At 48.1% G+C, this 25,760-nt stretch carries 24 protein-coding genes, 3 tRNA genes and 1 pseudogene; 19 read left to right on the plus strand and 9 right to left on the minus strand.

Annotated features, from left to right (window positions below; all coding sequences use genetic code 11):
* Nucleotides 1–63 precede the first annotated feature (63 nt).
* A complete protein-coding gene (locus ACMYSN_RS23805; RefSeq protein ID WP_462496395.1) occupies nucleotides 64–996 on the minus strand; it encodes a nucleoside recognition domain-containing protein in 933 nt (310 codons plus the stop codon).
* Between the two features lie 685 nt (nucleotides 997–1,681).
* On the opposite strand from ACMYSN_RS23805, the gene ACMYSN_RS23810 reads away from it, so the two are divergent.
* From ACMYSN_RS23810 to ACMYSN_RS23835, 6 genes and pseudogenes are all read left to right on the plus strand, one after another.
* Nucleotides 1,682–3,430, plus strand: a complete 1,749-nt coding sequence (locus ACMYSN_RS23810) for a hypothetical protein (protein ID WP_462496396.1) — start codon at nucleotides 1,682–1,684, stop codon at nucleotides 3,428–3,430.
* A 78-nt stretch (nucleotides 3,431–3,508) separates the two neighbouring features.
* Entirely contained in the window at nucleotides 3,509–7,573 is a 4,065-nt protein-coding gene (locus tag ACMYSN_RS23815; RefSeq protein WP_462496397.1) for an NACHT domain-containing protein, read from the plus strand.
* A 12-nt stretch (nucleotides 7,574–7,585) separates the two neighbouring features.
* Nucleotides 7,586–9,196 (plus strand): LA2681 family HEPN domain-containing protein, encoded by a 1,611-nt coding sequence (locus tag ACMYSN_RS23820; RefSeq protein ID WP_462496398.1) that lies wholly within the window; start codon nucleotides 7,586–7,588, stop codon nucleotides 9,194–9,196.
* A 171-nt stretch (nucleotides 9,197–9,367) separates the two neighbouring features.
* Complete coding sequence (locus ACMYSN_RS23825; protein WP_462498328.1) at nucleotides 9,368–9,604, plus strand: ash family protein; 237 nt, start codon at nucleotides 9,368–9,370, stop codon at nucleotides 9,602–9,604.
* A pseudogene (locus ACMYSN_RS23830) lies at nucleotides 9,555–9,934 on the plus strand (hypothetical protein). The gene ACMYSN_RS23825 and the pseudogene ACMYSN_RS23830 overlap by 50 nt, the downstream one beginning before the upstream one ends.
* Entirely contained in the window at nucleotides 9,931–10,137 is a 207-nt protein-coding gene (locus ACMYSN_RS23835; RefSeq protein WP_462496399.1) for a helix-turn-helix domain-containing protein, read from the plus strand. The pseudogene ACMYSN_RS23830 and the gene ACMYSN_RS23835 overlap by 4 nt, the downstream one beginning before the upstream one ends.
* 58 nt (nucleotides 10,138–10,195) lie before the next feature.
* Here ACMYSN_RS23835 and ACMYSN_RS23840 read toward each other — a convergent pair whose 3' ends face one another.
* The gene (locus ACMYSN_RS23840; RefSeq protein ID WP_462496400.1) at nucleotides 10,196–10,387 is read right to left on the minus strand and encodes a hypothetical protein; all 192 of its coding nucleotides are present in this window, start codon (nucleotides 10,385–10,387) and stop codon (nucleotides 10,196–10,198) included.
* A 97-nt stretch (nucleotides 10,388–10,484) separates the two neighbouring features.
* Between ACMYSN_RS23840 and ACMYSN_RS23845 the strand changes: the two genes are divergently transcribed.
* A complete protein-coding gene (locus ACMYSN_RS23845; protein ID WP_462496401.1) occupies nucleotides 10,485–10,742 on the plus strand; it encodes an AbrB/MazE/SpoVT family DNA-binding domain-containing protein in 258 nt (85 codons plus the stop codon).
* The gene (locus ACMYSN_RS23850) at nucleotides 10,743–11,075 is read left to right on the plus strand and encodes a type II toxin-antitoxin system PemK/MazF family toxin (RefSeq protein WP_462496402.1); all 333 of its coding nucleotides are present in this window, start codon (nucleotides 10,743–10,745) and stop codon (nucleotides 11,073–11,075) included.
* 53 nt (nucleotides 11,076–11,128) lie between these two features.
* On the opposite strand, the gene ACMYSN_RS23855 is transcribed toward ACMYSN_RS23850, so the two are convergent.
* Both ACMYSN_RS23855 and ACMYSN_RS23860 read right to left on the minus strand, forming a co-directional pair.
* Nucleotides 11,129–11,204 (minus strand) — tRNA-Asn (locus tag ACMYSN_RS23855).
* Between the two features lie 21 nt (nucleotides 11,205–11,225).
* Nucleotides 11,226–11,477, minus strand: coding sequence for a hypothetical protein (locus ACMYSN_RS23860; RefSeq protein ID WP_462496403.1), 252 nt, complete (start codon nucleotides 11,475–11,477; stop codon nucleotides 11,226–11,228).
* A 56-nt stretch (nucleotides 11,478–11,533) separates the two neighbouring features.
* On the opposite strand from ACMYSN_RS23860, the gene nac reads away from it, so the two are divergent.
* From nac to ldtA, 3 genes are all read left to right on the plus strand, one after another.
* Nucleotides 11,534–12,451 carry a nitrogen assimilation transcriptional regulator NAC gene (gene nac, locus ACMYSN_RS23865; RefSeq protein ID WP_123754970.1) on the plus strand — a complete coding sequence of 306 codons (918 nt, stop codon included), beginning with the start codon at nucleotides 11,534–11,536 and terminating at the stop codon, nucleotides 12,449–12,451.
* A gap of 106 nt (nucleotides 12,452–12,557) precedes the next feature.
* A complete protein-coding gene (gene cbl, locus ACMYSN_RS23870) occupies nucleotides 12,558–13,508 on the plus strand; it encodes an HTH-type transcriptional regulator Cbl (protein WP_123754969.1) in 951 nt (316 codons plus the stop codon).
* Between the two features lie 105 nt (nucleotides 13,509–13,613).
* Complete coding sequence (gene ldtA / locus ACMYSN_RS23875; RefSeq protein WP_462498329.1) at nucleotides 13,614–14,555, plus strand: L,D-transpeptidase; 942 nt, start codon at nucleotides 13,614–13,616, stop codon at nucleotides 14,553–14,555.
* Between the two features lie 384 nt (nucleotides 14,556–14,939).
* Here the strand turns inward: ldtA and ACMYSN_RS23880 are convergent, their stop codons facing one another.
* The gene (locus ACMYSN_RS23880) at nucleotides 14,940–15,716 is read right to left on the minus strand and encodes an SDR family NAD(P)-dependent oxidoreductase (protein WP_462498330.1); all 777 of its coding nucleotides are present in this window, start codon (nucleotides 15,714–15,716) and stop codon (nucleotides 14,940–14,942) included.
* Between the two features lie 185 nt (nucleotides 15,717–15,901).
* Here ACMYSN_RS23880 and ACMYSN_RS23885 point away from each other — a divergent pair, with 185 nt between their 5' ends.
* Nucleotides 15,902–16,813, plus strand: coding sequence for a LysR family transcriptional regulator (locus ACMYSN_RS23885; RefSeq protein ID WP_462496404.1), 912 nt, complete (start codon nucleotides 15,902–15,904; stop codon nucleotides 16,811–16,813).
* Nucleotides 16,814–17,195: 382 nt separating this feature from the next.
* On the opposite strand, the gene ACMYSN_RS23890 is transcribed toward ACMYSN_RS23885, so the two are convergent.
* Together ACMYSN_RS23890 and mtfA are read right to left on the minus strand one after the other, a co-directional pair.
* A tRNA-Asn gene (locus ACMYSN_RS23890) sits at nucleotides 17,196–17,271 on the minus strand.
* A gap of 100 nt (nucleotides 17,272–17,371) precedes the next feature.
* Complete coding sequence (gene mtfA / locus ACMYSN_RS23895) at nucleotides 17,372–18,172, minus strand: DgsA anti-repressor MtfA (RefSeq protein WP_462496405.1); 801 nt, start codon at nucleotides 18,170–18,172, stop codon at nucleotides 17,372–17,374.
* An 87-nt stretch (nucleotides 18,173–18,259) separates the two neighbouring features.
* Here mtfA and ACMYSN_RS23900 point away from each other — a divergent pair.
* Nucleotides 18,260–18,349 (plus strand) — tRNA-Ser (locus tag ACMYSN_RS23900).
* Nucleotides 18,350–18,734: 385 nt separating this feature from the next.
* Here the strand turns inward: ACMYSN_RS23900 and ACMYSN_RS23905 are convergent.
* Nucleotides 18,735–19,799 carry a porin family protein gene (locus ACMYSN_RS23905; RefSeq protein ID WP_462496406.1) on the minus strand — a complete coding sequence of 355 codons (1,065 nt, stop codon included), beginning with the start codon at nucleotides 19,797–19,799 and terminating at the stop codon, nucleotides 18,735–18,737.
* A 595-nt stretch (nucleotides 19,800–20,394) separates the two neighbouring features.
* Here ACMYSN_RS23905 and drpB point away from each other — a divergent pair.
* Genes drpB through ACMYSN_RS23925 form a run of 4 tightly spaced genes read left to right on the plus strand, consistent with a single transcriptional unit; the run spans nucleotide 20,395 to nucleotide 23,379 of the window.
* Nucleotides 20,395–20,676 carry a cell division protein DrpB gene (gene drpB, locus ACMYSN_RS23910; protein ID WP_123754959.1) on the plus strand — a complete coding sequence of 94 codons (282 nt, stop codon included), beginning with the start codon at nucleotides 20,395–20,397 and terminating at the stop codon, nucleotides 20,674–20,676.
* A gap of 42 nt (nucleotides 20,677–20,718) precedes the next feature.
* Nucleotides 20,719–21,414 carry an HD domain-containing protein gene (locus ACMYSN_RS23915; protein ID WP_462496407.1) on the plus strand — a complete coding sequence of 232 codons (696 nt, stop codon included), beginning with the start codon at nucleotides 20,719–20,721 and terminating at the stop codon, nucleotides 21,412–21,414.
* Between the two features lie 56 nt (nucleotides 21,415–21,470).
* Complete coding sequence (locus ACMYSN_RS23920; protein WP_462496408.1) at nucleotides 21,471–22,904, plus strand: DNA cytosine methyltransferase; 1,434 nt, start codon at nucleotides 21,471–21,473, stop codon at nucleotides 22,902–22,904.
* Nucleotides 22,882–23,379, plus strand: a complete 498-nt coding sequence (locus ACMYSN_RS23925) for a very short patch repair endonuclease (protein ID WP_462496409.1) — start codon at nucleotides 22,882–22,884, stop codon at nucleotides 23,377–23,379. The genes ACMYSN_RS23920 and ACMYSN_RS23925 overlap by 23 nt, the downstream gene beginning before the upstream one ends.
* Here the strand turns inward: ACMYSN_RS23925 and yedA are convergent.
* Complete coding sequence (gene yedA / locus ACMYSN_RS23930; RefSeq protein ID WP_462496410.1) at nucleotides 23,354–24,265, minus strand: EamA family transporter; 912 nt, start codon at nucleotides 24,263–24,265, stop codon at nucleotides 23,354–23,356. The two genes, ACMYSN_RS23925 and yedA, sit on opposite strands and share 26 nt — an antisense overlap.
* A 243-nt stretch (nucleotides 24,266–24,508) precedes the next feature.
* On the opposite strand from yedA, the gene ACMYSN_RS23935 reads away from it, so the two are divergent.
* Together ACMYSN_RS23935 and ACMYSN_RS23940 are read left to right on the plus strand one after the other, a co-directional pair.
* Nucleotides 24,509–25,420 carry a DUF808 domain-containing protein gene (locus tag ACMYSN_RS23935; RefSeq protein WP_462496411.1) on the plus strand — a complete coding sequence of 304 codons (912 nt, stop codon included), beginning with the start codon at nucleotides 24,509–24,511 and terminating at the stop codon, nucleotides 25,418–25,420.
* Between the two features lie 110 nt (nucleotides 25,421–25,530).
* Nucleotides 25,531–25,710, plus strand: coding sequence for a YodC family protein (locus tag ACMYSN_RS23940; protein ID WP_123754954.1), 180 nt, complete (start codon nucleotides 25,531–25,533; stop codon nucleotides 25,708–25,710).
* Nucleotides 25,711–25,760: the final 50 nt, after the last annotated feature.

The raw sequence follows: 25,760 nt of genomic DNA on the forward strand, positions 1-25,760 counted from the left end.
GTTCCCTCATTTCTTACAATCGGAATAGACCATTGGTTTAGTCTGTGTTTAACCGGCCATGAATCAGAATATCGTCACATGCATGATTGTCCGCACCAGAATGCCGACAATGGCGCCCGGGGCGGCAAAACGAAACAGGCGAACAAAGCGCGAGCTGATCCCCAGATAGATGCCGATACCCGGCAGGTCAAACGACTGGACCAGCAGCCCGGCGGAGGCATTGAGCTGGCTGACGGTGACTTTCCCTTGCTGAATTAATTCAGAAACGACGCCGAAATAGGCGGTGCCGCCGGCGACGCATTTCACCAGGGTTGGCAGGACGAAATTCACCGGAATGTTTAACCACAGCAGCAGCGGCATCAGCAGCTGCTGCAGCAGTTCGATGAGGCCAGCCTCCTTCATGATGCCAACGATGGTTAGCGACAGGATCAGCATGGGGACGGCGCCAAGCGCAAGGCGAATGGCATCGGAACCGGCATTGTTAATCACCGCGAGCATCCCCTGGCTGTTCTGCTCACTATTCGGCAGCGCTTCAGCACGTGGATTCTCCGCGATAGACAGCCGACGACCGGTGATATACCAGGTGGCCGCCGCCGCGCACAGACCGCCGACCATGGATATGGCAATCGAGGCGGTCCAGTGCAGGCCAAAAGGGGTTAACGGATAAAAGACGTTACCCTGTCCCATGGCGAACACCATGGCGAGAGTTGCGGCCATCTGCCGGTCTGAGACGCCGCGTTTATCCATGATCGACAACGTGGCCAGCGGAGCGGCAAAGCTCACGAAGTTCATCTGGATCAGCGCGAAGGCGCTCATGCCGCTGAGGCCGAAAGGCTTGAGTAACGGAGCAACCCAGCGCACGATAACATCGAGTACGCCGCGCACTTCCAGGTATTTCATGATCATCAGCATCACGACCATGATGGGTAAGAGCGTATAAAGTGCGACATCAACGGAAGATTTACCCGCCGACATAATGATGCTTATTACATCCATTTATTCTCAATCACCGCATTGCGCAAAGATAATGTGCCTCATCATATTCCCCACCGAAAGAAAATGATATCGCGGCTCTGGCGGCTGTTTTGCCCTCCAACCACAGGAGGTGGACATCATCAAAATACGCTTACCGGGCATCAAAAGCCTTGTGGCGTCTGGTCTGAGGGATGAATCGAGCCGCATGGGACGAAGCATTTAGTGGTCGTGCTCGGGAGGAATTGTCACAGGGGAATGAGGTAACTGTCCTGTTGAACTCGGTGGAACCATTGTTGGTATTTATGACCAGATGATCCCGGTCGCCGATCGGGAGTCCAGCGATTATTTAAATACGCCAGAAAATGCAAAAAACCCGCTTAAGTTTCCTTAAGCGGGTTTCTCTAAATATGGCTCCTCTGACTGGGATCGCCTTAGCCATTAACTGGCTGATTGATAAGCTAAACCTAAAAATTCAGGTTGTCAAGATCACGAGAATGACCACCTTTTTGTGCATGGGTCATTCTGGTCAAAGAGCCTTGGTATGACATCATGATTGATACGCTAGTGTACTTGCTATTGAGCATGTTTTTCTAAGATAACCAGTATGAGAGGTCCACGTGTCGTTGTATTCACTACCTGTCGTTTAGTACCTTTACTTTAACATCCATAGTGTTAGCATGGTTTTGTTTGTCTTAGGAGAATGGTTATGGTCAACAGGAAGTCAAAAAAGAATCGGAATAAGCAACAACGACAGAAGAAAAATGAAAATCCCCAACGAAGAGAGAATAGTGAATATTTATTTAATAATACTATACTTCCAACTAACATTCCATTGATTGACTTTTGTTCACTTATTATTGATCAGGTTAAATTAAACCCAGCACTAGAAAATAGTCCAGATTATCATTTTTCTAATATGATTGTTTATTGGGAAAATAAAGATTATGAGTCACACAGGATATCTGCATTTTTATTACTGATGACTATTTATGATGAAGTCCCCTCATATATAACAAGGCTGATGACTGAAGAAAATGAATTTATTTTATCAGAGAGACTTTCATTTATTCATTTAGATAACATAAGTGAAGGGTTAAAGTTAGCACATGTATATTATAAACTAATTGATTTCTTTATACGTACTGGGGCTAAAGGACGTAACTCAACGTATTTTAAGACCTTTATGAAGGTGATCACAAATACAAAAGAGAATGCCAACTATCCTTTACATTATTATGACGATATTTTATTACGGTTTTATGAGTACTATCATCGAGTATTGATTAAAAATGATAATGAGTTGAATAATCTTACACTTTTTATTTATCAACATCTTGAGGGTGAAGGGAGTCAGTCATTATATTTCTTTTTGTCTTATTTCTGTCTTAATAAAAATGATCAACAAGCAATAGACTATGCTTTAACGTGTTTGAACTCAAGAAGTTATGCAGATGGAGCATCGTATAATGTCTCATTATGTAAGAATACAATAAGAGCAACTATTCGCTGTAATCTTTGGCATGAATATGATAAGTGGATGGACATTTTAGAATCAGCAGTTGGTGGTGATAATCCAGAGTTGTTACAGTTACGAGAACAAGGTGAATGTGCAATAAATAAAGCATTAGCTAGACATGAACATCCAATAAATCCGACTAATGTAACTCCAATTACCCTAGATTCTGTGAAGACAGAAGAATTGTTGATATTGTTATCAATAATTGATGGATGTGGTGGCGATTGGGGAATTGTTGCTACAGAAGAACTTTTACGCTATACATTTCCATCAAAGGAAATTGCAAACAAGCAACTAATAAATCTGCTCACTCAGCACATTCTCAAAATTTCAGTTTCTGATTTTTCTTCATTGAAAGATGATGATTTATATAACTTTGACTCATTCATCAACATCTGCCGTTTCCACTTAAATATAATTGGAATAAGTGATACGAAAACTATATCGTTAAAAGTTTTACAAGAAGAGGTTTTAAAGAGGGGGGATATAAAAGATAGTATTATCAACCTTTGGCGTAAAATTAATCTAGGGTATTTTTACAATACATTAGAATATTATCTTTCTAAAATATCTGAGCGATGGGCTCAGGAATTTTTTCTTAACGAAAATACTAAGCAGCGACTAGAGAATATTATAACCAGTGCTAGGCGATTGTCTTTTTCAGCATATAAATCGGTTAATTCGACAGTAGGATTTCATGAATTACAAAGCACGGGAACAAAACACACACAAAATATGCTTTTGCATGAGATAAATAAATATATCAATTTTATTGAGCAAGGTGATGTTGATTATTCAAAACCACGTTATGATAAAATGCCTATACTTTCAGTAGAAAGGCAGTTATATGATTTATTTAATCTTGAACCGGCAATTTTGTATAATGAAGTTCCATCTATAGGTATTGTTGAAAACTGTATGCTGCTTGATGATTTTTGATAGTTGTCTATGGATAGTCTCAATAATTTCCATTTCAGTAGTATTATATTTAGATGAAAATATTTTGGGGAGTATTACATGTTAAACAGGCAAGTCAGGCAGATTCACCCCCAAGAGGATAAAGATAGCCAAATTAAGACATTTGGCGATTATTCGGAGTCTCCTAACATTGTTCTGCTTGGCGATCCTGGTGCTGGAAAAACTCATCTTTTCAAACAGTTTTCGGCATTTCATAGGGCAAACTATCTGACGGTACGGCACTTTCTAAGTGGTGTTCCGATAGATAACCAAAAAAACCTATTTATTGATGCATTAGATGAAAAAAGGAGCAGTCATAACAGTAGCGATGTTATAGATGACATAGTCCGAAGGCTTTTTTCCCAAACCCCGCAAAAAGTCAGAATCTCCTGTCGATCTCAGGACTGGTTGGGCGAATCAGACCTGTCGGCATTTTTACCCTATTTTGAGCGGACAGGAGGATATGTCGTTTTACATTTGCAGCAGTTATCAAGGGAAGAGCAGATAGCGATTCTGCATGCTCATGGCATCGAGCATCCCGAGAAGTTTCTGGAGGAAGCAGAAAAACACTCTGCCTATGAGTTTCTTCACAACCCACAAAATCTGCTTATGCTGGCTGAGGCCGTCAAAGAGGGAAACTGGCCTCAGACGAGGTCAGAACTTTTCCACTCAGCGACACAGCTTCTTTTAACTGAACATAGTAAAGAGCATTCGCGGAAAAATTCGGGAATTTATACCAGCGACGAGTTAGAGCCCCCTGCTGGGTCTATTTGTGCGTTGCGCATACTGAGTGATGTTTCCGGGATTTCTCTGCTTCCGAATGATATCCGACCAGAATATCCTAGCTATAGAACCATACCATTTTTCTCACATGAAATAATAGGAGCGACGTTATCCCGACGCGTTTTTGCCGCTGGGGATGAACTCGAAACAGTTGATTACAGCCATAGGACAATTGCTGAGTATTTGGCAGCGAAATGGTTAGCTAGTATCGTTGAAAAGGGATTACCCTTGGGACGTTTGAGAAGCCTGCTGGGGTTTGAGGGCTATCCGTCTTCAGAATTAAGAGGATTACACGCATGGTTGGCGGTCTTTTTACCACAATACGCCAATGTCTTCATTCAAGCCGATCCTTATGGTGTACTAACTTATGGCGATGCAGCTTCGTTATCCACTGTCGATAAACAAAGTTTACTTGTGGCACTGTCCAAACTTTCGGAAAGCGATCCTTGGTTTAGAAATCACGGCTTTTCTTCTAATTTGAATGGCTTCGTGAGCGAGGAGATGGAAGCACATTTGCGCCTGATTATCCATGATCCAAAATCGCGATTTTCTTTGCGTATGCTTATCCTTGAATCTCTATCTGTTACAACCCCAATATTGTCATTGAATCAAGATTTAATTGATGTTGTTAAATCTGAACGTCATTCATACGCCGAAAAAGAAGAAGCGATAACGGCATTAATACACTCGGGCCTATCAGGTATTAAAGAAGTCGTCGGAATTTATTCTGAATTGAAACAGATAAATCACGACAATATTCGATTGCGTAACCACATTATTCAGTTTCTTTATAAAGATTATTTCTCCGCGTTAGATGTAGCACAACTCCTGATTGACACTTTAAGTGTTACTGAGGAACGTTTACCGGTAGGGTCTCTATGGGGGATCATAGATGTCGTACCTGTCGAGGGTATAATAACAATATTTGAATACCTCTATCAATATCAAAATGAAAATATAGATAACCAGTATTCATCATCAATAAATCGCCATGAAGTTTTGTATTATATTGAAAAAGGTCTGGTGATTATTCTTAATGCGAAGGAACAGTATACAGCTGAGCAGATATGGATATGCCTGAGTGTTTATTACTGGTATAAAGAACATTATAGTCGCTTTGACAGTAAAACAGAGCAGATTGTCCAGTTGCTAAAAGAACGTGAATGGCAGTATGAAGATATTATAGATGCCGCAGTAGCATCATTCAGTCGTTATAGTACAAGGTTTCTTTTTTTACATGAATTCGAACAAAGTACATTTTTGGTCATTCCTCGTGAACTTTTACTGTCCCGATTTATTCATTATTTATCGAGTGATGAAAAAACTCCGGATAAGATAAAATTTATTTACCGCTTAGCATTTCCTATTCTTTGGAGTTGTGATGTACCTTCACAAAAGGTTTTTGATTTTCTTATTTCCTATGGCCTTTTTAATAATGAATTATCTACAGTTTTAGAAGATGCGCTGATCTGTGAAATTGAGGATTGGCAGGTAAAAAACAACGTCAGTAGACTAGAAAGTGAGAAAGAGAAGAGGGATATAATTAAGGCGGATAAATTGGACTTTGAGCTTCATAGAGAACAGATTGTTTTAGGGTTGCATAAAGGGTGGCTTAAGCATATAGCGCATATATACTATGCCTTATATAGCGATGTAGATGATAAACAGTCATACCTTGAACGTCTTTCGTCACTACTTGGCGATGAAAATGTGACTGATTCTATTTCTGGACTTATAGCTGTTCTGGAACGGCAAGATCTGCCAACATTTGATGAAATTAGTGTTTCTATAGTGGAAGGCCATTATTATGAATGGTGGTATTCGATACTGGCTGGGGCTGAAGAACTATGGAAATGTAAGCCTGATATCTCTCAATGGAGAGAACGGTTATTAAAATTATTGCTGACATTAGATATTGAACTTGGAACCCGTATTCAACGTGGTAAAAGAAATGAAACTCATCCAATTGATTGGAAAAAGCACATTATAACTTATCGAGCGGATGTTTTTATAGAAACATATCGTTATATAACAGATGTCTGTTTTGAAAATAAGCAACAATATATTAAAGCACTAAATTATCTGTTAAATGAAGATTCTTTGCCGGAATCGTATGTTATTCCTTTAATTATGTATTTTGCTAAAAAATATCCTGATGATATTAATCATACACAAAACCTAGTTAAATGGCTGTTAGCGCGTCCACAGATACATGGAGATCTGCTGGAACTATCCCAACTTATTATTAATCGACGAGGCGTGTTAAAGAAGGTTAATTATCATATTTGGTTAGTATGCTGTTATTTGCTAAAGCACGAACAGGCTTATGATTTATTTGTATCTGAAGCTAAATCAGATCCTGCGATCATTTGGATTGTGCGTGAGTTAACTGGTAATGCCAAAAGACGGAGAGAAAATAATAATCAAGAGCTTTCTTTAATTCAATTAGAAACCATCATTAAAGTTTCAGCAACACATTTTCCTAACGCTTATCCTCCTGTGGGGGGAAATCATGGTTCAAGAAATAGCTGGGATTATGCAGAATTTATCAGAACATTGATTAACGAAGTTTCTGCTATTTCTTCATACGATGCCAGTGAAGTGCTTGAGCGTTTATTATTGCTGCCTGAATGCGAAAGCTACCGGGATCATCTCTCACATGCCAAAATTAATCAGATAATCCGTTATAGAGAATCCCAGTTTTATCATGCTGACTGGAAGGAGGCAGTAAGTACATTAGTGAATGATACGCCTGCCAACGTAATGGATCTTTACTCATTGTTGCTTGATCATCTACGTGATATTTCTAACAGAATTACTTACGAAAATACCGATATTTATAAACAATTCTGGAATGAAGACAGTTATGGACGTACCTTGGTGCCTAAACCGGAAGAGAGTTGCCGTCATATTTTTCTGGAGTTACTCCGTACCCGACTTAATCCATTAAAAATAAGCAGTGAACCAGAAGGACACATGGTTTCTGATAAAAGGGCAGATATCATTGTTTCACTACCGGGTATAAAAATACCTATTGAGATAAAGCGTGATTATCATCGTGATGTCTGGACTGCGCTTAACGGACAGTTGGACAAGCTTTATACTAAAAACCCCGATGCTGCTGGTTATGGTATTTATCTGGTTTTTTGGTTTGGTTCTGCTCGGCCGAATGCTCTGCCTCGTTTGAAGAAAATCATGCCTCAGCCTAAAAACGCCAGTGCAATGGAAAATATGCTTAATGAAACTGTGCCGGTTGAAAAAAGAAACCGCTTATCAGCGATAGTAATTGATGTTTCCGGTGAGGTCATACTTCCTGTTGGAGCTTCGAATTCTGCTATATAAGGAAAAATTATTATGATAACAAAAGAGCTTGTCGATGAAAGTAATTTTATTCGCAAACTGGTTGATATCGGAAGGTTTGACGAATCTTATCAACAGTCAGTTGCGTTCCTGAACAAACTGGCAAGAATAAAAATCAGGAGCGATAACTACTTTATAGTATTGGCGAATATTGCGGGTACTCTTGTTGATCTCGGGCAGATGCAAAATAATAAAGGTGCATCAGAACTTGGTTGCAACCTGATGGAAGATAATAAAGAAGCATTTATCTCAGTGCTGGGAGAGTGCCTTTACTATTATAATTATGGCAATGCGTTATCTAATTTGGTAAGCATTACTAACCCCAATGACCATACATTCAAATCGATAGAAGAATTGGTTTCTTTAAAAAATATCTACTGGCGTTCTTTTAATCTATCTTCTGAGGAGCAGGAGGAATTTCAGGCTGAACTTTCCGTTAATTTGGCGAATGCGTTAAGAAGTCAATTTCGGCTCAGTGAGTCACTAAGATATTATGACCTTATTAATTGTAAGGAATTGGATATACCACAGGCTTGGGTCAATCGTTCGATGTCACTTATGGTACTCAATCTTATTTCATCTTCATTCTCAATCAAATTATTAAAAGAAGTGAGAGCAGGATATATTAAAGCCTCTGTATCAAAAAATATCCCACCACAATGGCAATCATTCTATTTAGGTCGCATAGCACAGACTAACGATAAAATCGCAGAATATGCAACTGATGATGAAACTGACGAACACGATGAAGCACTTACGCAACAAGAGTTCGAAGCGTTAAGCCCATACCGACAGTTTTGTCTTAGAAATCATCTGACTTTATCAGAACATGGCCTGTATTGCCCATGTGTAGGAAGTGCTACAGATGATCTTGTTATTTCTTCAGGAGGTGGCGTAACAGGTGATTTTATCATTCCCATGGAGATGGTATTAAATCGCCTTAAATCGGAGTTTTCACTCGCACGTCATCTTTATTTTGATTATCTTCATCCACAGAATACGGATTACATTAAGTACGAAAGTCATTTTCTGGAATTGTATAATGACGAAGTTTTAGGGATAGAAATTGAAAAGATCAGGACGGCATTTCGTCTTTGTTTTGGTATTCTCGATAAAATTGCAGTGGCCATATGTGAACTTTATAATCTTTACCCAATAGCAAAAAAAGGGATGCCTCAGAAGAATATTTATTTCCAGAATTTCTGGCAGTTGGATGTTGGTAACAGAAGACAATTATTTGAAAAGGTAAAATCACCTGGACTTTTGGCATTGTACAGTATTGCTACCGATCTGAATAAAGATAAGGGTGGGGAGTTGGCTTTCTATAAAGAATGGCGCAATGGTTTAGAGCATAAGTTTCTAGTTGTACATAAAAGTGATAAACCTGAGGATATTTACGAATCTTATCAACTAATCGAAGATGTTCTTTTCATAAAAGAAAGTGATTTTATTCGCCATTTCGAACATTTACTTCAGATAACGCGTTCAGCAATTTTTTCGTTTACTTTTATGGTGAGGCATGAGGGGATGAAAGAGAAGAAAGAGGGTATCCACTATTTGACCCGAGAATTACATGCGAAAAAATATCCAGAAGATTGGGAGTAAAGTTACTATATGTGCCGCCTTCGTCAACAGTAACTATTGTGCATATTTATAACAATTTGCGATCTGTATTCCACCACTTCCTATTGCTGTTTTTGACCGAAAGCGGTATTTTTACCCGCACCTGCAAAATCAGGCGCCGGGATTGGAACCCTGAGAAATGTTACAGGCGACATACGACGCGCCCCGCGTCTTTTTTTATGTCGTGCGCTCGGCTATACCTCAATGGTGGGCTGGGCGGGGGCACCGCAAGGTGCGCCGGTTGCCTGTAACGCCGGTAGTTCCAACCCCGTTCAGTCCACCACCATGAGATTGGAACCTCTGGTGGTGGGTTTTAAACCCGTTACAGGAGGCTGCCACTATGGCTACCACCCCAATCCAGACACACTCGTTACTTGCTGTTCCCTTTAATGCCACCACGGATTTCACCGTACTGGCCGAACACTGCTACAACCCACACTGTTAGAGCCTGTTCCACCCCATCTGGTTGAAAGCCTGACCGTTGACACGCTTCCTGCGACCATTCCCCGTTTTGAGCCTGAATGTACGGAGCTTTGTCGTTACTGCCTTGCTATCACGCAAACCCTCTCGGGGCTGGGATTCGCCTTTGAAACGGAGAAGTACCTTAGCAGGCTGTTGTACGACCTGATCAACTATTTCGCTGCGGAAATGAAAGCCCCGCGCTGGCTGCGTACTTCCGGTGGCGTGAAGTTTATCGACGGTGTGGAGGTTAAAGCATGATGCAGTCTGACTGGCATCCTGCCGACATTATCGCCGGACTGAAAAAACGAGGCACATCGCTGTCAGTGCTTTCCCGTCAGGCGGGGCTGGCGTCTTCTATGCTGGAAAATGCGCTTACTTGCCGCTGGCCCAAAGGCGAAAGATTGATTGCTGAAGCGTTAGATGTTGCGCCTGAAATAATCTGGCTTTCACGCTATCGCTGATATCCCTCCGGCGCAGCCCGGATACGGAAGCTGCGCCGCATTTCGTTTATCTGAATCGTCATAATCCTTTGAACCGCAAAAACAGTTTTCTATTATCGGCCTTCTTACCACGAATTAAGCTCTCGCCTGCACGAAATGCTTCATGACCTGAAAGAAGCGACTGATGTATCAGGATGGTCGCCTTTTTACCGGCAATGTCGCCTTTGAAAACTGCCGGATCCGCCCTTCGATGGATTAAGGCTTCCTTCACACGTTATTACTCTAAGGGAATCGCAATGAATCTGATAAATAATTGTGCATCGCCTGCCGCGGATGTTATATTAAAATATAATATTCGGAGGTGCTCTATGTATACAACTCGCCTGAAAAAGGTCGGCGGATCTATCATGCTGGCGGTTCCTCCCGCCGTGCTGAAAACGCTGGAGCTGTCGACGGACAGCGAAGTGGGTATGACCATTGATAATGGCTGCCTGATTATTGAACCCCAGAAACGGCCCCGTTATTCACTTGAGGAACTGCTGGCGCAGTGCGATCCGCACGCCGAAATGAGCGAAGAGGCGCGGGAATGGATTGATGCGCCTGCGGTGGGCAAGGAGATCCTGTAGATGGACAGAGGGGAAATCTGGCTCGTTTCACTGGATCCTATTGCAGGCCACGAGCAAAGCGGAAAACGTCCGGTACTCATCGTATCGAAAGCATCGTTTAACAAGCTGACCCGGCTACCCGTTGTTGTTCCCATCACCAGCGGCGGAAACTTTGCTCGCACGGCAGGTTTCACCGTTTCACTGGAAGGGGAAGAGACAAAAACGATTGGCGTTATTCGCTGCGACCAGCCCAGAACCATTGATATGGCTGCCCGGAACGGCAAGCGGCTGGAACGCATACCAGACGCTGTGGTAAATGAAGTGCTTGCCAGGCTGGATGCTATTTTGAGTTAACGCCAGGATGCAGAAAAGCAAAAAGCCTGCTTCAAAAGCAGGCTTTTTAAATATGGCTCCTCTGACTGGACTCGAACCAGTGACATACGGATTAACAGTCCGCCGTTCTACCGACTGAACTACAGAGGAATCGTGTGAACGGGGCGCATATTAACGGCGACGGATGGCCTTGTCAAAGTCTGATTCATCAAAATGTGTTTGATTGATGACAATTTCAGCGACCGGCCACTTTTGCGCTTTTTTTCGACATTCCGCACCACGGTAGTGCACATATACCCCTAATGGGGCATAGCCTAAACTGCTTACCGGGCAAATAAATCGTCCGTTGCTATCAGAATCCCTTATTACGCCGCGAATGGCGGCCTTTGCATCGTTTTGAAAAAACTGGCAAGCAAATTGCAAAACCTTCTGTATCTAAATTGCCAGCGTTGGTACTGGCTTTCCTTACAGGAGGCAAAATGAACTTAAGACGACTGAAGTATTTTGTAAAAATCGTCGATATCGGTAGCCTGACCCAGGCCGCTGAAGTCTTGCATATCGCACAACCGGCGTTGAGCCAGCAAGTGGCGACCCTGGAAGGCGAACTGGACCAGCAACTGCTGATTCGCACAAAACGCGGCGTGACGCCGACCGAAGCCGGGAAGATTCTTTATACCCATGCCCGGACCATCCTGCGCCAGTGTGAGCAGGCCCAACTGGCGGTCAACAACGTTGGCCATACTCTGAGCGGGCAGGTTTCTATTGGCCTGGCGCCGGGTACTGCGGCTTCTGCCATTACCATGCCTCTGCTGCAGACGGTGCGTAATGAACTCCCTGAAGTGATGGTCTATCTGCAGGAGAGCAGCGGCACCATCCTCAACGATAAATTGCTCGGCGGGCAGCTGGATATGGCGGTGCTGTATGAGCGTTCACCGGTCGCTGGGATCATCAGCCAGCCTTTGCTGAAAGAAGATCTCTACCTGGTCGGAACCCGCGATTGCCCTGGGCAAAGCGTCGATCTGACCGCAGTGGCAGAGATGAATCTGTTCCTGCCGCGTGATTACAGCGCGGTGCGCGCGCGCGTGACTGAAGCATTTACCTTGCGCCGACTGTCGGCGAAGATCATTGGTGAAATTGAATCCATCACCACCTTAACGGCGGCGATTGCCAGCGGGATGGGCGTCACCGTTCTGCCAGAATCCGCCGCTCGCTCATTATGTCAGGCGGCAAATGGCTGGATGGCGCGGATCAGCACTCCGTCGATGAGCCTGTCTCTGTCACTGAACATGTCCGCTAAGGGAAGCCTGTCGCCGCAGGCGCAGGCGGTAAAAGAAATCTTACTCTCTCTGGTCAGCCGACCTTCGCTGGAGAACCGTGAATTACTGCTGGTGAGTTAATCTATATACCGGAATGGAATAAGTTGCTGGTTTTTATTATTTGTTAGCAAGGGCAACAGACTTTAACAATAGCGTATACGTTATGTCTGATAGCCCGGAGGAAAGGGTGAATTTCCAGCAGCTTAAAATCATTCGTGAGGCGGCCCGTCAGGATTACAACCTGACGGAAGTCGCAAATATGTTATATACCTCGCAGTCGGGCGTCAGCCGCCATATTCGCGAGCTGGAAGAAGAGCTCGGGATTGAGATTTTCATCCGGCGCGGTAAGCGTCTGTTGGGAATGACCGAGCCGGGTAAAGCCTTATTAACTATTGCGGAGCGTATCCTCAATGAAGCCGGTAACGTCCGTCGGCTCGCCGACCTGTTTACCAATGACGCTTCCGGTGTCTTAACCATTGCCACCACCCATACTCAGGCGCGCTACAGCCTGCCTCCGGTCATTAAAGCTTTCCGCGAACTGTTTTCCGATGTCCGACTGGAGCTTATCCAGGGGACACCTCAGGAAATCGAAGCGCTGTTGCATAACGGCGGTGCCGATATCGGCATTGCCAGTGAGCGTTTAAGTAACGATCCCACGCTGGTGGCTTTTCCGTGGTTCCGCTGGCACCACAGCCTGCTGGTCCCCAAAGAACACCCGCTGATTCAGGTCTCGCCCTTAACGCTGGAGGCCATTTCCCGCTGGCCGCTGATTACCTACCGGCAGGGTATCACCGGGCGTTCACGCATCGATGAAGCTTTCAACCGTAAAGGGTTGATGCCGGATATCGTGCTTAGCGCCCAGGACTCCGACGTCATTAAAACCTACGTCGAGCTGGGGCTGGGCGTCGGGCTGGTGGCGGAGCAATCCGGGGATGCCCGGGAATCGGACACCTTGACCCGCCTTGAAACCCGGCACCTGTTTGATGCCAATACCGTCTGGTTAGGCTTAAAACGCGGTCAGCTACAGCGCAATTATGTCTGGCGCTTTATCGAGCTGTGCAACGCCGGCTTGTCGCTGGATGAAATTAAGCGTCAGGCGATGGAGCCGGAAGAGGCGGCGATTGATTACCAGATATGATTAATTCATCACCGATGCAAATAATAGGCAGCATATCCATCCACGCGGAGGGCATATAAAAGCTATAATTCACGCACAGTTGTCGCTATTGAGGAAAGGGAAATGATGCGGCGTGTGAATTGGTTTTGCTCTCTTTTAGTGTTCCTCTCAAGCCAGAGTGTCCTGGCCGTGAGTTATCCGTTACCGCCGGAAGGAAGCCGTCTGGTAGGCATGCCGCTGACGATTACCGTACCGGACCAAAATACCCAGCCACTGGAAGCCTTTGCCGCGCAATATGGGCAAGGGCTCAGCAATATGCTGGAGGCCAACCCCGGTGTCGATGTCTATTTACCAAAATCAGGTACGACCCTGGTGGTGCCGCAGCAGCTGATCTTACCGGATACGGTGCGCGAGGGTATTGTGGTTAACGTTGCCGAAATGCGCCTCTATTACTACCCGCCTGAGGGCGCTACGGTTGAGGTGTTACCGATTGGCATCGGCCAGGCGGGGCGTGAAACGCCGCGTAACTGGGTTACCACGGTAGAGCGCAAGCAGGAAGCACCGACCTGGACACCAACCGCCAATACCCGCCGTGAATACGCCAGCCGGGGCGAAACCTTACCGGCGTTTGTTCCTGCCGGACCCGATAACCCGATGGGGCTGTATGCTATTTATATCGGAAGGCTGTATGCCATTCATGGCACCAATGCCAACTTCGGAATCGGCTTGCGTGTCAGCCAGGGATGCATTCGCCTGCGCAACGACGATATCAAATATCTGTTCGACAACGTACCGGTGGGAACCCGCGTCCAGATTATCGATCGGCCGGTGAAATACACCCTCGAACCGGACGGCAGCCGCTGGGTTGAAGTCCATGAACCACTCTCACGCAACCGCGCAGAATATGAATCAGACCGCAAAGTCCCGCTGCCGATGACCACGGGGATCCAGTCATTTGTCAAAGGAGAAGGCGTTAATGCCAGCCTTGCCACCCAGGCGCTTGAGCGACGCTCGGGTATGCCTGTCAATATCAGCGGGCCGGGAACGGTCAATCAGTTCGGTAGCTGACAGTCGGTAATGCAACTTGTCAACACCGCGTCATGCTGGAAGCCGGGGCATGGCGCGGCCTGTTATATTTTGTCCGACCAGATGACTAAGCCAATCCCCGATAAAATAATCAATGTTGAAATGACTATCTGGAGGTCCAGAGCCTCATTCATAAACAGAACGCCGCCAAGCGCGGCCAGGCAGGAGTAAAATACCTATGCCTGACAGGGCGGCAAGGATACCGATGACTTTCCAGCGGGTGATTTTCTCGCCATGTCACATTCCCCAACCGGTCATGACCAACTGGACAGTGCCAAGTAGTAGCAGCGCGCCGGTCGCTGCGTGTAACGACACATAGGCGAGAGAAAAGGCAAACACGTAGCCGGACAATAACCATGTCGTCAATCAGGCATGGCGACCGGCCATAACGCCGCCGTCAATATCCCAGATGGCGCCTGTGACCCAGCCGGTATTGTCGGACAGCAGGAACGCCACGGTTTCGGCAATGTCGACCGGCGAGCCAACGCGGCCGATCGGATGGAAGCTGTCAAAGCTGTTCATGACCTCTTTAACCTCATTTTTCGGGATAAAACCTTCGTAAATCGGCGTGTGAACCACCGCAGGGGCGACGGCATTGACGCGGATACCTTGTGCACCCAGCTCGATAGCCAGGTTTTTGGTCAGCGCATGCAGACCGGCTTTTGCCATCGAATAAGCAGAGGACGGGGTGGCGCCGATCGCCTGATGGGCCCACATTGAGCCGATATTAACAATCGCTCCTTTGATCCCAGACGCGACCATATTGCGCACCACGTCACGGGTGATGAAGAACGTGGCGCGGTTGATATTCATGTACATATCATAGTCAGCCGTCTCGTGTTCGGTAAATGGTTTCGGGAAGAAGACACCCGCGGCGTTCACCAGCAGGCTGATATCCTGGTGCTCGGCGTTGATGATATCGCAGACATGCTGCATGCCTTGCGCGGTCATCAGGTCGGCAACAATGATGTCCACCTGACCATGGGCAGATAATACCTGGCGCGCTTCTTCTGCTTTATCCTGACGGTTGCCCACCAGCACCGCGCTGCCGCCGTTTTTCAGAACGTATTTTGCCGTTTCAAAGCCCATGCCGCTGGTGCCGCCGACCACTAACAATTTTTTACCTGCAAATGATACTGTCATCATAACCTCTGTACTGGTTGTTCTGTGATGTGAAGGTGGCCGATGGCTCACCTTTCTGTGGCGGCATATTCACACTTTCGTATTCGGCTGGCGAATCAGAAGATATTTAATGGCGAGATAGAAAATCTATTTCACGTTGCTGGTTCTGTGCCAGAATAAACGAAATCTCTTTATGGATAACCATCATGCGATCGCTCAACCGGCTTAAATGGCTACACGCCTTCGAGGCAACGGCACGTCACGGCAGTTTTACCGGGGCAGCAGAAGAGCTGGGCGTCACGCCTGCCGCGGTCGGGCAACTCGTCAGATCGCTGGAGGAGTGGGTGGGTTATCCGCTGCTTCATCGGGTGCGTAGCGGCAAAGAGAGGCTGACATTAGTCAGTGAAGCGCAGGAGGCCTTAAAGGATATTAGCGAGGGACTGGACAGTCTTGAACGCGGTCTGAATAAACTGAGAGGAAGAAGATCTCGTTCAGTTATCGTGCTTACCGCTTCCCAGGTACTGATGATGAACTGGCTGATGGAGCGCCTGAATCGCTTTTCGGAGCAGCATGAGAACATTGATATCCGGCTCGATGTCACCGAGAAACTCATGGATGTGGTGCATGGAGAAGCCGATATGGGCATTCGCTGTGGCCCTGGAGACTGGACTGGGTTAAGTAAAACGTGGCTCATGGATGAAGATACGGTGATGGTCTGCAGTCCGCTGCTGTTGCCTGATATCAAAGAAGGTACGCCGGCATGGTTGTCAGAGCAAAAGCTGAACCATGATGATACGCCACATCCGGGGGCCCATTTTCCCTCCTGGGACACCGTGCTGGCAAAGGTCGGTGCGCCGCCAGCCAGCATGAGCGGCCTGCATATTAACTCGACCTCCGCTGTTATACTGTCTGCTCTGAGTGGGCGAGGGGTAGCGCTGGTCCGGCGGGCCCTGGTGCAGCAGGCGATCGATAACCATCAGTTGCGCGTGCTGTTTAGCGATGTTTGCTGGCCGCTCACCTGGTCCTATTATCTGGTGATGTCTGAACATTCGCAGATGAGACCTGAAGTGAAAACCCTCCACGACTGGTTGATCCGCGATGTGAAACCAGAGCAGTGATCGTTGCAGTTCCCCATCTTCTCAGTTGACATGACGTACTGCCGCCGCCCGCGTGTCACCGCCATCGTGGGCCGTCACGTCATCACTTTCTTTACGGGTTGAAACTTCACTACCCACTATACCAGATAGTTTTTCTTTCCTGTTTATCAAGGTTATCTCATTTGTTCAAACGCCGGTACCTCAACATAATGCGTACATTGTGGAGAGCACAGGGGCGGCTTCGGCTCTGAAACCTTACCTCAACGCGGCAGCGGATGTGCGTATCTATCAGGTTGCATAACGTTTGGGCGTGCCAGGTAAAGTTGCCTGCCTGAAGCCCAGGCAGAAAACGTAGAACAACAAAAAGCCCGCTTAAGTTTCCTTAAGCGGGCTTTTCTAAATATGGCTCCTCTGACTGGACTCGAACCAGTGACATACGGATTAACAGTCCGCCGTTCTACCGACTGAACTACAGAGGAATCGTGTGAACGAGGCGCATACTACTGGCCCCGCATTTTTGTGTCAACACTAAAATTAACCCACTGATTCAAATGGCTAAATTTAAGACAAACCGTTGTTTTAGTGCACAACCTGGCTATCTTCGCCATCCAACAGGCCATTTTCACGTAATCGTTGCAACGGATCCTGACGATAGAAATGGCAAAAACGCTGCCACAGCGCTGGGAAGCGCGGAGCAAACAGTTCCGGTGCGCTAAAGAAATATTCTGACAGCACGGCAAAGCATTCGGCCGGGTCCGTTGCTGCATAGGCGTCAATACTGGCGGCGCTTTCTCCTACCAGATCGATCTCATCCTGAATGTTATTCATCGCCGCGTGGAGGTCATGCTCCCACCCGGCAACGTCGCGCAGAGGGATCAACGGTACCCCGCTGGCGCGATCGCCATTGCGTGTATCCAGTTTGTGCGCGACTTCATGCACGATCAGATTAAACCCGGAAGCGTCGAAAGAATCCTGAATATCGAGCCAGTTGAGAATAATCGGCCCTTGTTGCCAGCTCTGCCCGGACTGAACGACCCGCTGGTTATGGACCAGACCAATGTCGTCTTCCCATTCATCATCAACAACGAATGGAGCAGGGTAGATCAGCACCTCGTGGAAACCATCCAGCCACTCAATACCTAACTGAAGTATCGGCAGGCAGAACAGCATTGCGATACGGGCGGTGTGGAGAGGCTCAAGCTCAAGACCTTGCAGGGGGACCAGGCGTTTTTGTTGCAGAAAACGTGCTGCCAGCTGCACCAGTTCCCGCTGCTCTTGCGCGGAAAGATTGGCTAAAACAGGAATGGCAAGCGCTTGTTCCCATGGTATTTTTGCGTTGCCGGACTCTTCATCTACTTTCCAGGGCCATTTAAACATCATATTGCTCGCAAAGTCGTCACTTGAACGGATTTAAAGAGACTGGAACTATTAAAATGCCAAAGAACCTGGCATTATAGCCACCTCAGCGGAGAGATGCCGGAGCGGCTGAACGGACTAGTCTCGAAAACTAGAGTAGGGGCAACTCTACCGGGGGTTCAAATCCCCCTCTCTCCGCCACTTCTTTCTTTACCTTCCTGATTTAAAAATCATTTAACTCCACGCTTTTGTCCTGCATACCATTCTGTATGTCAATGAATATTGGCGCTTACTGGACAGGAACGGCATATCTCACGCCTGTATAAGTTATCACTTCGCTATCGCCCAAGGTAGCGGTTTGCCAGTATCTCCTTCATTCTGTGAACTTAGTCGTGTGATCCCATCCGTGTCGCATTCATTTAAAAATGTGTCATTGGCGACGATTTCGCCGTAGGTCTCTTCTGAAACATCTTGTGGTCGAACGGGAGTCTTGAGCCAAAGGCGCTTATGAGGTGGCGAAAGGGGAGAAACTGCACAACGAAAAAGCCCGCGGATTCGCGGGCTTAAAGCAGGGGTTATCACTGCATCAGAACTGATAGACGATACCTACAGCAAACTGATCGTCAGTGGCCGCGCCAGTGTAGTCGTGGTCTCTGTCATCAAGGAAGTTGAATTTATAAGCGGTGTAGACGTTGAAGTTTTTATTGAAGTAGTACCAGGCACCCACCTCAGCATAGTTCTTCATGTCCGCATTGATGTCGTTATGGCTTCCAAGACCTTTGCCTTTGGTATAAACGTAACCAAGGGAAGGACGCAGACCGAAATCGAACTGATACTGAACAACGGCTTCAATACCCTGCGCTTCATTGGCGACGATGCCATTTGCCATCGGGGTCATATTATGGGATTCAGCATACATCACTGCGGTATAGAGGTTATTGGCATCATATTTCGCCGCGACGCTCCAGATTTCTGCCGATTCGCCTTTATGATCCCTTACCTGCTCGTGGGTACGGTCTGAGTTACCGTATGCGGCAGCAAAACCAAACCCGTTGATGCTGTAGTCAGCAGACAGGCTATAGCCGTCACCGTTAGACTTTGAGGTGCTGTTATTTTTGCCCTGATACTGTAAACCGAAATTCAGGCCATCAACCTGGCCGAAAAAGTCGCTGTTACGATAGGTCGCGACACCGACGGTACGGCCGGTCATAAAGTTGTCGGTATGAACCAGGCCATCACCTCCCCATTCAACGAACATATCGGTATAGCCTAAGGCATCGTAAATCAGGCCATAGTTGCGACCATAATCAAATGAACCAAAGTCGGCGTATTTCAGACCCGCGAAGGCCAGACGTGTAGCGCTTTCCTGTTCGCCTTCTTGTTTATTGGCTTTGAGGTTGTATTCAAACTGGCCATAGCCGGTCAGTAGGTTGTTGATCTGAGTTTCACCCTTCACACCGAAACGCGCGTAAGAAGTATCTTCAGAATTATTATTGCTATCATTATCATCGGAATTGGTGATAATGCGCTCACCTACCATTTTTCCGTAAAAATCCAGTTTATTACCGTTTTTATTATAAATTTCCGCTGCGTTAACGCTGCCAGCGATCAATAAAGCGGGTACCAGTATTGCCAGTGCTTTTCTTTTCATTATGAATTCCCTTTATATTATCATTAACATGAATGGCGTTTTGTCATGCAAAAAGCAATTTAATACTATCGACAAGGTTCAGTATTATTTAAATTTAAAATGTAAGTAATTTATATTAAATATTACAAAATATTTCATTTTGAATCATTATGTTTTTATTTTATGAGTTTTGTTTGATGTATTTTTGCTGTTTATTGTTTTATATAATAGTGGGTTATGCGTTTTGCTGGCCCTGGTGTTATGGTGAATTAAATTTCCTGCCCTTATGGTTTTCTTGTGTTTTATTTATCTCAATTATTTGTTGTTGAATGGGGGTAAATACATGTGTGAGCTATTTTATTTTTGGGGTTGAACGTAGCGTGGAAATAACGTTTTCGATTCGCTGTTGATATTTCCAGGCGCAGCATGCGTGGCCACGCGATCCGCTTGTCCTCATAGACAACCTGTCGTATTGCCAGGCGGCTATCGGGAAAAGGCGCTTTCTGGCCGCAGAAGATGCTGTTGCATCACCTTTTTCACAGTATAATGTGATGCACATCACCTTTTGGCGTGCGCTGATGTTTCGTCTTCACATTCAGTAAAAGGAGAACGGGTAATGGAAGGGAAAGCGAAACGGGGCCCCGGTGGGAAGCTTGCACTGTGGGTTTTTTATGCCTTTTGCGGTTACTTTATCTGGGCAATGCTGCGTTACTGGTGGGTTGTTGGCAGGATTCAAAGTTCACCCGGCACGGCGATCGATGGTGACCTGGGATCAACCACCGGTAAGTGGATCGGTGCTCTGCTGGGATTCCTCGTGCTCAGCCTCGTAGGGGCCGTCCTGGGAGCTATCGCCTGGTATACCCGACCTGGCGCCAGGACCTATGAATATCGTGAATAAAGTTGCTATGCTCAGCGCAGACCTTTTTTCTGAGGATGACGCATGGCATTGCTTGACTGGCAGCAACGATTTGAAAACTGGCTAACCGGGCACCATTCGCAGGGCGACTCCGCCCACGATATTTCGCACTTCCGACGTGTCTGGGGAACCGCGCAACGACTGGCCGAAGCACGCCAGGTTGACCATCTTGTTATTCTGACCGCCTGTTATTTCCATGACATTATCAGTCTGGCAAAAAACCACCCCGAACGTAGCCGTTCTTCGGTGATGGCGGCAGAAAAAACGCTGGAGATCCTCCAGACGTCGTTCCCTGACTTTCCGAAGGAACGCTACGCTGCCGTGTACCATGCCATTGAAGCGCACAGTTTCAGTGCCGCTATTCCTACGCGTAGCGAAGAGGCCAAAATTGTCCAGGATGCTGACCGGCTGGAGGCCTTAGGCGCCATAGGTCTGGCCCGCGTCTTCGCCGTTTCCGGCGCATTAAATAACATCTTGTTTGATGCCGACGATCCCTTCGCGGACAGACGTGAACTGAATGACAAAAAATATGCTCTGGACCATTTTCAGTGCAAGCTGCTGCGTCTGCCTGAAACCATGCAAACAGAGAAAGGGAAAGAGATGGCGCGACACAACGCGCGTTTTCTCGTGCAGTTTATGGCTAAACTCAGTGCCGAGCTTCAGGGTGACCCGCTGTCGGCGGATGAAGCGGTTTTAAGACGCTTTGACCCACTGGCCTGAAACTGGCCGCGCTATTTGTGGTAATCTCTGCAAAAATGTCCGGGTTGGTTGAGGTTATGCCGCAAAATTTATCTAAGGAAGAGAGCCTCGCCGTGCCTCTTGAACATTCCGGGGAGGCCGCGCAGGCGCTGTTACGCCGACTGATGGCTGTCTATGATGTCAAAACGCTGGTGGCGCATCTGCTGGCCGTCGGCGACAGGCACTGGAGCCCGGCAATCTTAAAACGCGTTGCGACGGTTGAGCGAGCGGCCGGTCGGATAACCGCGAAAGAGTACGCACGTCTGTCGACGATGCTACCGTCGCCGCCGGCTCACCATCCTGATTATGCCTTTCGTTTCGTCGATCTCTTTGCCGGGATTGGCGGCATCCGTAGCGGCTTTGAGTCCATTCGCGGGCAGTGTGTTTTCACCAGCGAGTGGAACAAACATGCGGTACGGACTTACAAAGCCAACTGGTATTGCGATCCGCAGCAGCATCGTTTCAATGACGATATTCGCGATATCACGCAGAGCCATCGGCTGGACGTCAGTGACGATGACGCCGCGCAGCATATTCGCGACGTTATTCCGCAACATGACGTCTTGCTGGCGGGGTTTCCCTGCCAGCCCTTCTCACTGGCCGGCGTCTCGAAAAAAAACGCCCTCGGTCGGGCCCACGGATTTGCCTGTGAAACGCAGGGGACGCTGTTTTTTGATGTCGTCAGAATCATTGCCGCCCGCAAGCCGCCGATTTTTGTCCTCGAGAACGTCAAAAACCTGAAAAGCCACGATCAAGGGCGGACCTTCCGCATCATCATGCAGACGCTTGATGAGCTGGGCTATGCCGTCTCCGATGCCGGGCATAGTGGCCCGGACGATCCGAAAGTGATCGATGGTCGCCATTTCTTGCCTCAGCATCGCGAACGAATTGTATTGGTCGGTTTTCGCCGTGACCTGCAGCTGCACGATGGATTTACCCTTCGCGATATCGCCACCCAGTATCCTTCGGCGCGTCCGACCTTTGGCGAGCTGCTGGAGCCCACGGTCGATGCCAAATTTATCCTGACGCCGGTGCTCTGGAAGTATCTCTATAACTATGCGCGCAAGCATCAGGCGCTGGGGAACGGGTTTGGCTACGGCTTAGTCGACCCGCAGAACCCGCTCAGCGTGGCGCGGACGCTGTCTGCCCGTTACTACAAGGATGGCGCCGAGATTCTGGTCGATCGTGGCTGGGACCGTGCGTTGGGTGAAAAGCACTTCGACGATCCGCAAAACCAGCAGCGTCGCCCCCGTCGCTTAACCCCGCGGGAGTGCGCGCGCTTAATGGGGTTTGAAACGCCTCAGGGGTATCGCTTCCGCATTCCTGTTTCCGATACCCAGGCCTATCGCCAGTTTGGTAACTCGGTGGTGGTGCCGGTGTTTGCCGCGGTGGCGAAACTGCTGGCGCCGCGCATTGCCCGCGCCGTGGCGCTGCGCAACGCTGAGGAAGATGACGCTGGACGTTCACGATAAAGCCACGCGTAGCAAAAATATGCGCGCCATCGGCCAGCGCGATACGGCGATTGAAAAGCGGTTTGCGGCGCTACTCGCGCAGGCCGGGTTTGCCTTTACCGTGCAGGATGCCGCGTTGCCCGGTCGCCCGGATTTTGTTGTCGAAGCGTATCGCTGCGTGATTTTTACCCATGGCTGTTTCTGGCACCGCCATGACTGCTGTCTGTTTAAAGTACCGGCAACGCGTACGGAATTCTGGCTGGATAAAATTGGCAAGAACGTCGCGCGGGATCATCGCGATATGGCGCTGTTGCAGGCGCAAGGATGGCGGGTGCTGATCGTGTGGGAGTGCGCATTGCGCGGGCGGCGTAAGTTGAGCAGTGAGGCGTTGATTGAACGCCTCGAGGAGTGGATCTGCGCTGGCGGGTGCCACGCGCAGATCGATACTCACGGCATTACCGGCCAGGGGCCTACTTCGGCGCCTCACAACGCGTGACTTCACGTTTGGCGGGTAACAGGTATTTCCCCAGCGTGACCAGCACCACGGCAAAAATAATGATCCCCAACGCCAGCCACTCCACCGGCGACAGATTTTCCCCTGCAAAACCGGTTCCCAGCAGGACTGCCACCACCGGGTTAACGTAGGCGTAACTGGTCGCCACGGCGGGGGTGACGTTGCGAATTAAGTACATATAGGCATTAATGGCGATAAGCGAGCCAAAAATCGCCAGATAGGCCACGGCTAAAATACCGGACCATGACGGCATTTGAGTCAGGGTTTCACCTGACAGCCATGAGGCGATTGCCAGCACCAGCCCGGCGGCAAGCATTTCAATGGCCCCAGCCATCATGCCCGTCGGCAGCTCAATGCGTGATCCGTAAACGGACCCGAACGCCCAACTCATCGAGCCAATCAGGATCAGTAGGGCGCCCCACGGGTTGCCGCTCAGATTGCCGCCGCTATTAAGCAGAATGATGCCCGCCAGACCGATCGCGATCCCCAGCCACTCAATCTTGCGGGTGGCGATACCAAAGAAATGGCTAAAGCAGAGGGTGAAAAGCGGCACGGTCGCGACCATCACCGCCGCGATACCTGAAGGTACATGCTGGTGTTCGGCCAGGGTAACAAAACCATTGCCCACTGCCAGCAGCAGAATGCCGATCGCGGCGGCATTGAGTAGCGGTTTGAGCGGAGGAAGCTTGTGGCCCGTTGCCAACAGGTAGGCGAGCAGCACCGCACCGGCAGAGAGGAAACGGATGCTGGCCATCATCAGCGGAGGCCAACTGGCGACGCCAATGGCAATGGCAAAGTAGGTGGATCCCCAAATAATATAAAGCGCAAACAGCGCCCCGATGAGCGGCAAAAGCTGGCGGGTAGACATACGTCCTCACGGCGGAACTGAGAAAGAAAGGAGGCATATAGTAAACGTGAAAACTATCGTGCTGGCGAGAAGTTTAATTGTAGGTAAGTTGTTAAATTTATATTGACTATTTTACCCTCTGGGCGAAAAAGCACTTTTCACTCATACTCTATGCTGACAAGGCATCTCATCGTGGCGGCTGTATATTGAATGACAGCCAAAGGGATGACGTTGTTCACTATCAATAAATGAAGGAATGTAATTTTGGCAGGAAGTAGTCTTTTAACGCTGTTGGATGATATTGCCACCTTGCTTGACGATATCTCGGTGATGGGAAAACTCGCGGCGAAGAAAACCGCCGGGGTGCTGGGCGACGATCTCTCCCTCAATGCTCAGCAGGTGAGCGGTGTGCGAGCCAACCGCGAATTACCCGTTGTCTGGGGAGTGGCAAAAGGTTCGTTCCTGAACAAAATCATCCTGGTGCCGCTGGCATTATTGATCAGCGCCTTTATTCCGTGGGCGATCACGCCGTTACTGATGCTGGGCGGTGCATTCCTGTGCTACGAAGGGGTCGAGAAAGTGCTGCACAGCCTGCAGTCACGTAAACACAAAGAAGACCCGCAGGCCCGCCAGCAGCGTCTGGAAGCGCTGGCCGAACAGGATCCGCTGGCGTTTGAACGCGATAAAGTAAAAGGGGCGATACGCACCGACTTTATCCTGTCCGCGGAAATTGTAGCGATTACGCTGGGGATTGTGGCTGACGCGCCGCTGTTAAACCAGATTTTGATTCTGTCAGGGATTGCCATTCTGGTGACCGTAGGAGTGTATGGTCTGGTGGGCGTTATCGTGAAGCTGGACGATATGGGCTACTGGCTGGTGGAAAAAAGCAGCGCGGCGGCGCAGTGGGTCGGCAAAGTCCTGCTGGCGGTTGCTCCGCGACTGATGAAACTGCTCTCTGTCGTCGGCACACTGGCGATGTTTTTGGTCGGCGGCGGGATTATTGTGCATGGTATTGCGCCGTTACATCATGCGATTGAGCAACTGGCGCATGGTCAGTCCGGGATTATCGCTTCGCTGTTGCCTACGGGGGTCCACCTGGTACTTGGCTTTATCGTCGGTGGAGTAGTGCTGGCGGGCGTGAAGATGATTGCCGGGCTGCGTACCGCGTCGCAGTAATTGTAGAACAGCGTAACAAAACAGATCGCAGTAATATTGTCTGGCGATTATGCAAAAAAGCCCGGCATCGTCTATGGTGAAACTGTTTCTCCCAGATGACGGACTAAAAAATGGTATTATTGGTCAGTGATGAAGTGCGGCGAAAGAACGGAGGGCCACGGATGGTGGTGACGGGCTTCGCCAATGGAATGGTCGAGTGTCGTTGGTATGATGGCTATGGCGTAAAGCGCGAGGCATTCCGTGAAGATGAGTTAGTGCGCGGGGAAGGCAGGCAGCATCACGTGACCTGAACCGCACATAGCGCCCGGCATACGTCGGGCGTTTTACTGTTTTATTCCTG

Source organism: Klebsiella sp. R445 (assembly GCF_051131755.1).
Lineage (GTDB): Bacteria > Pseudomonadota > Gammaproteobacteria > Enterobacterales > Enterobacteriaceae > Klebsiella > Klebsiella lignicola.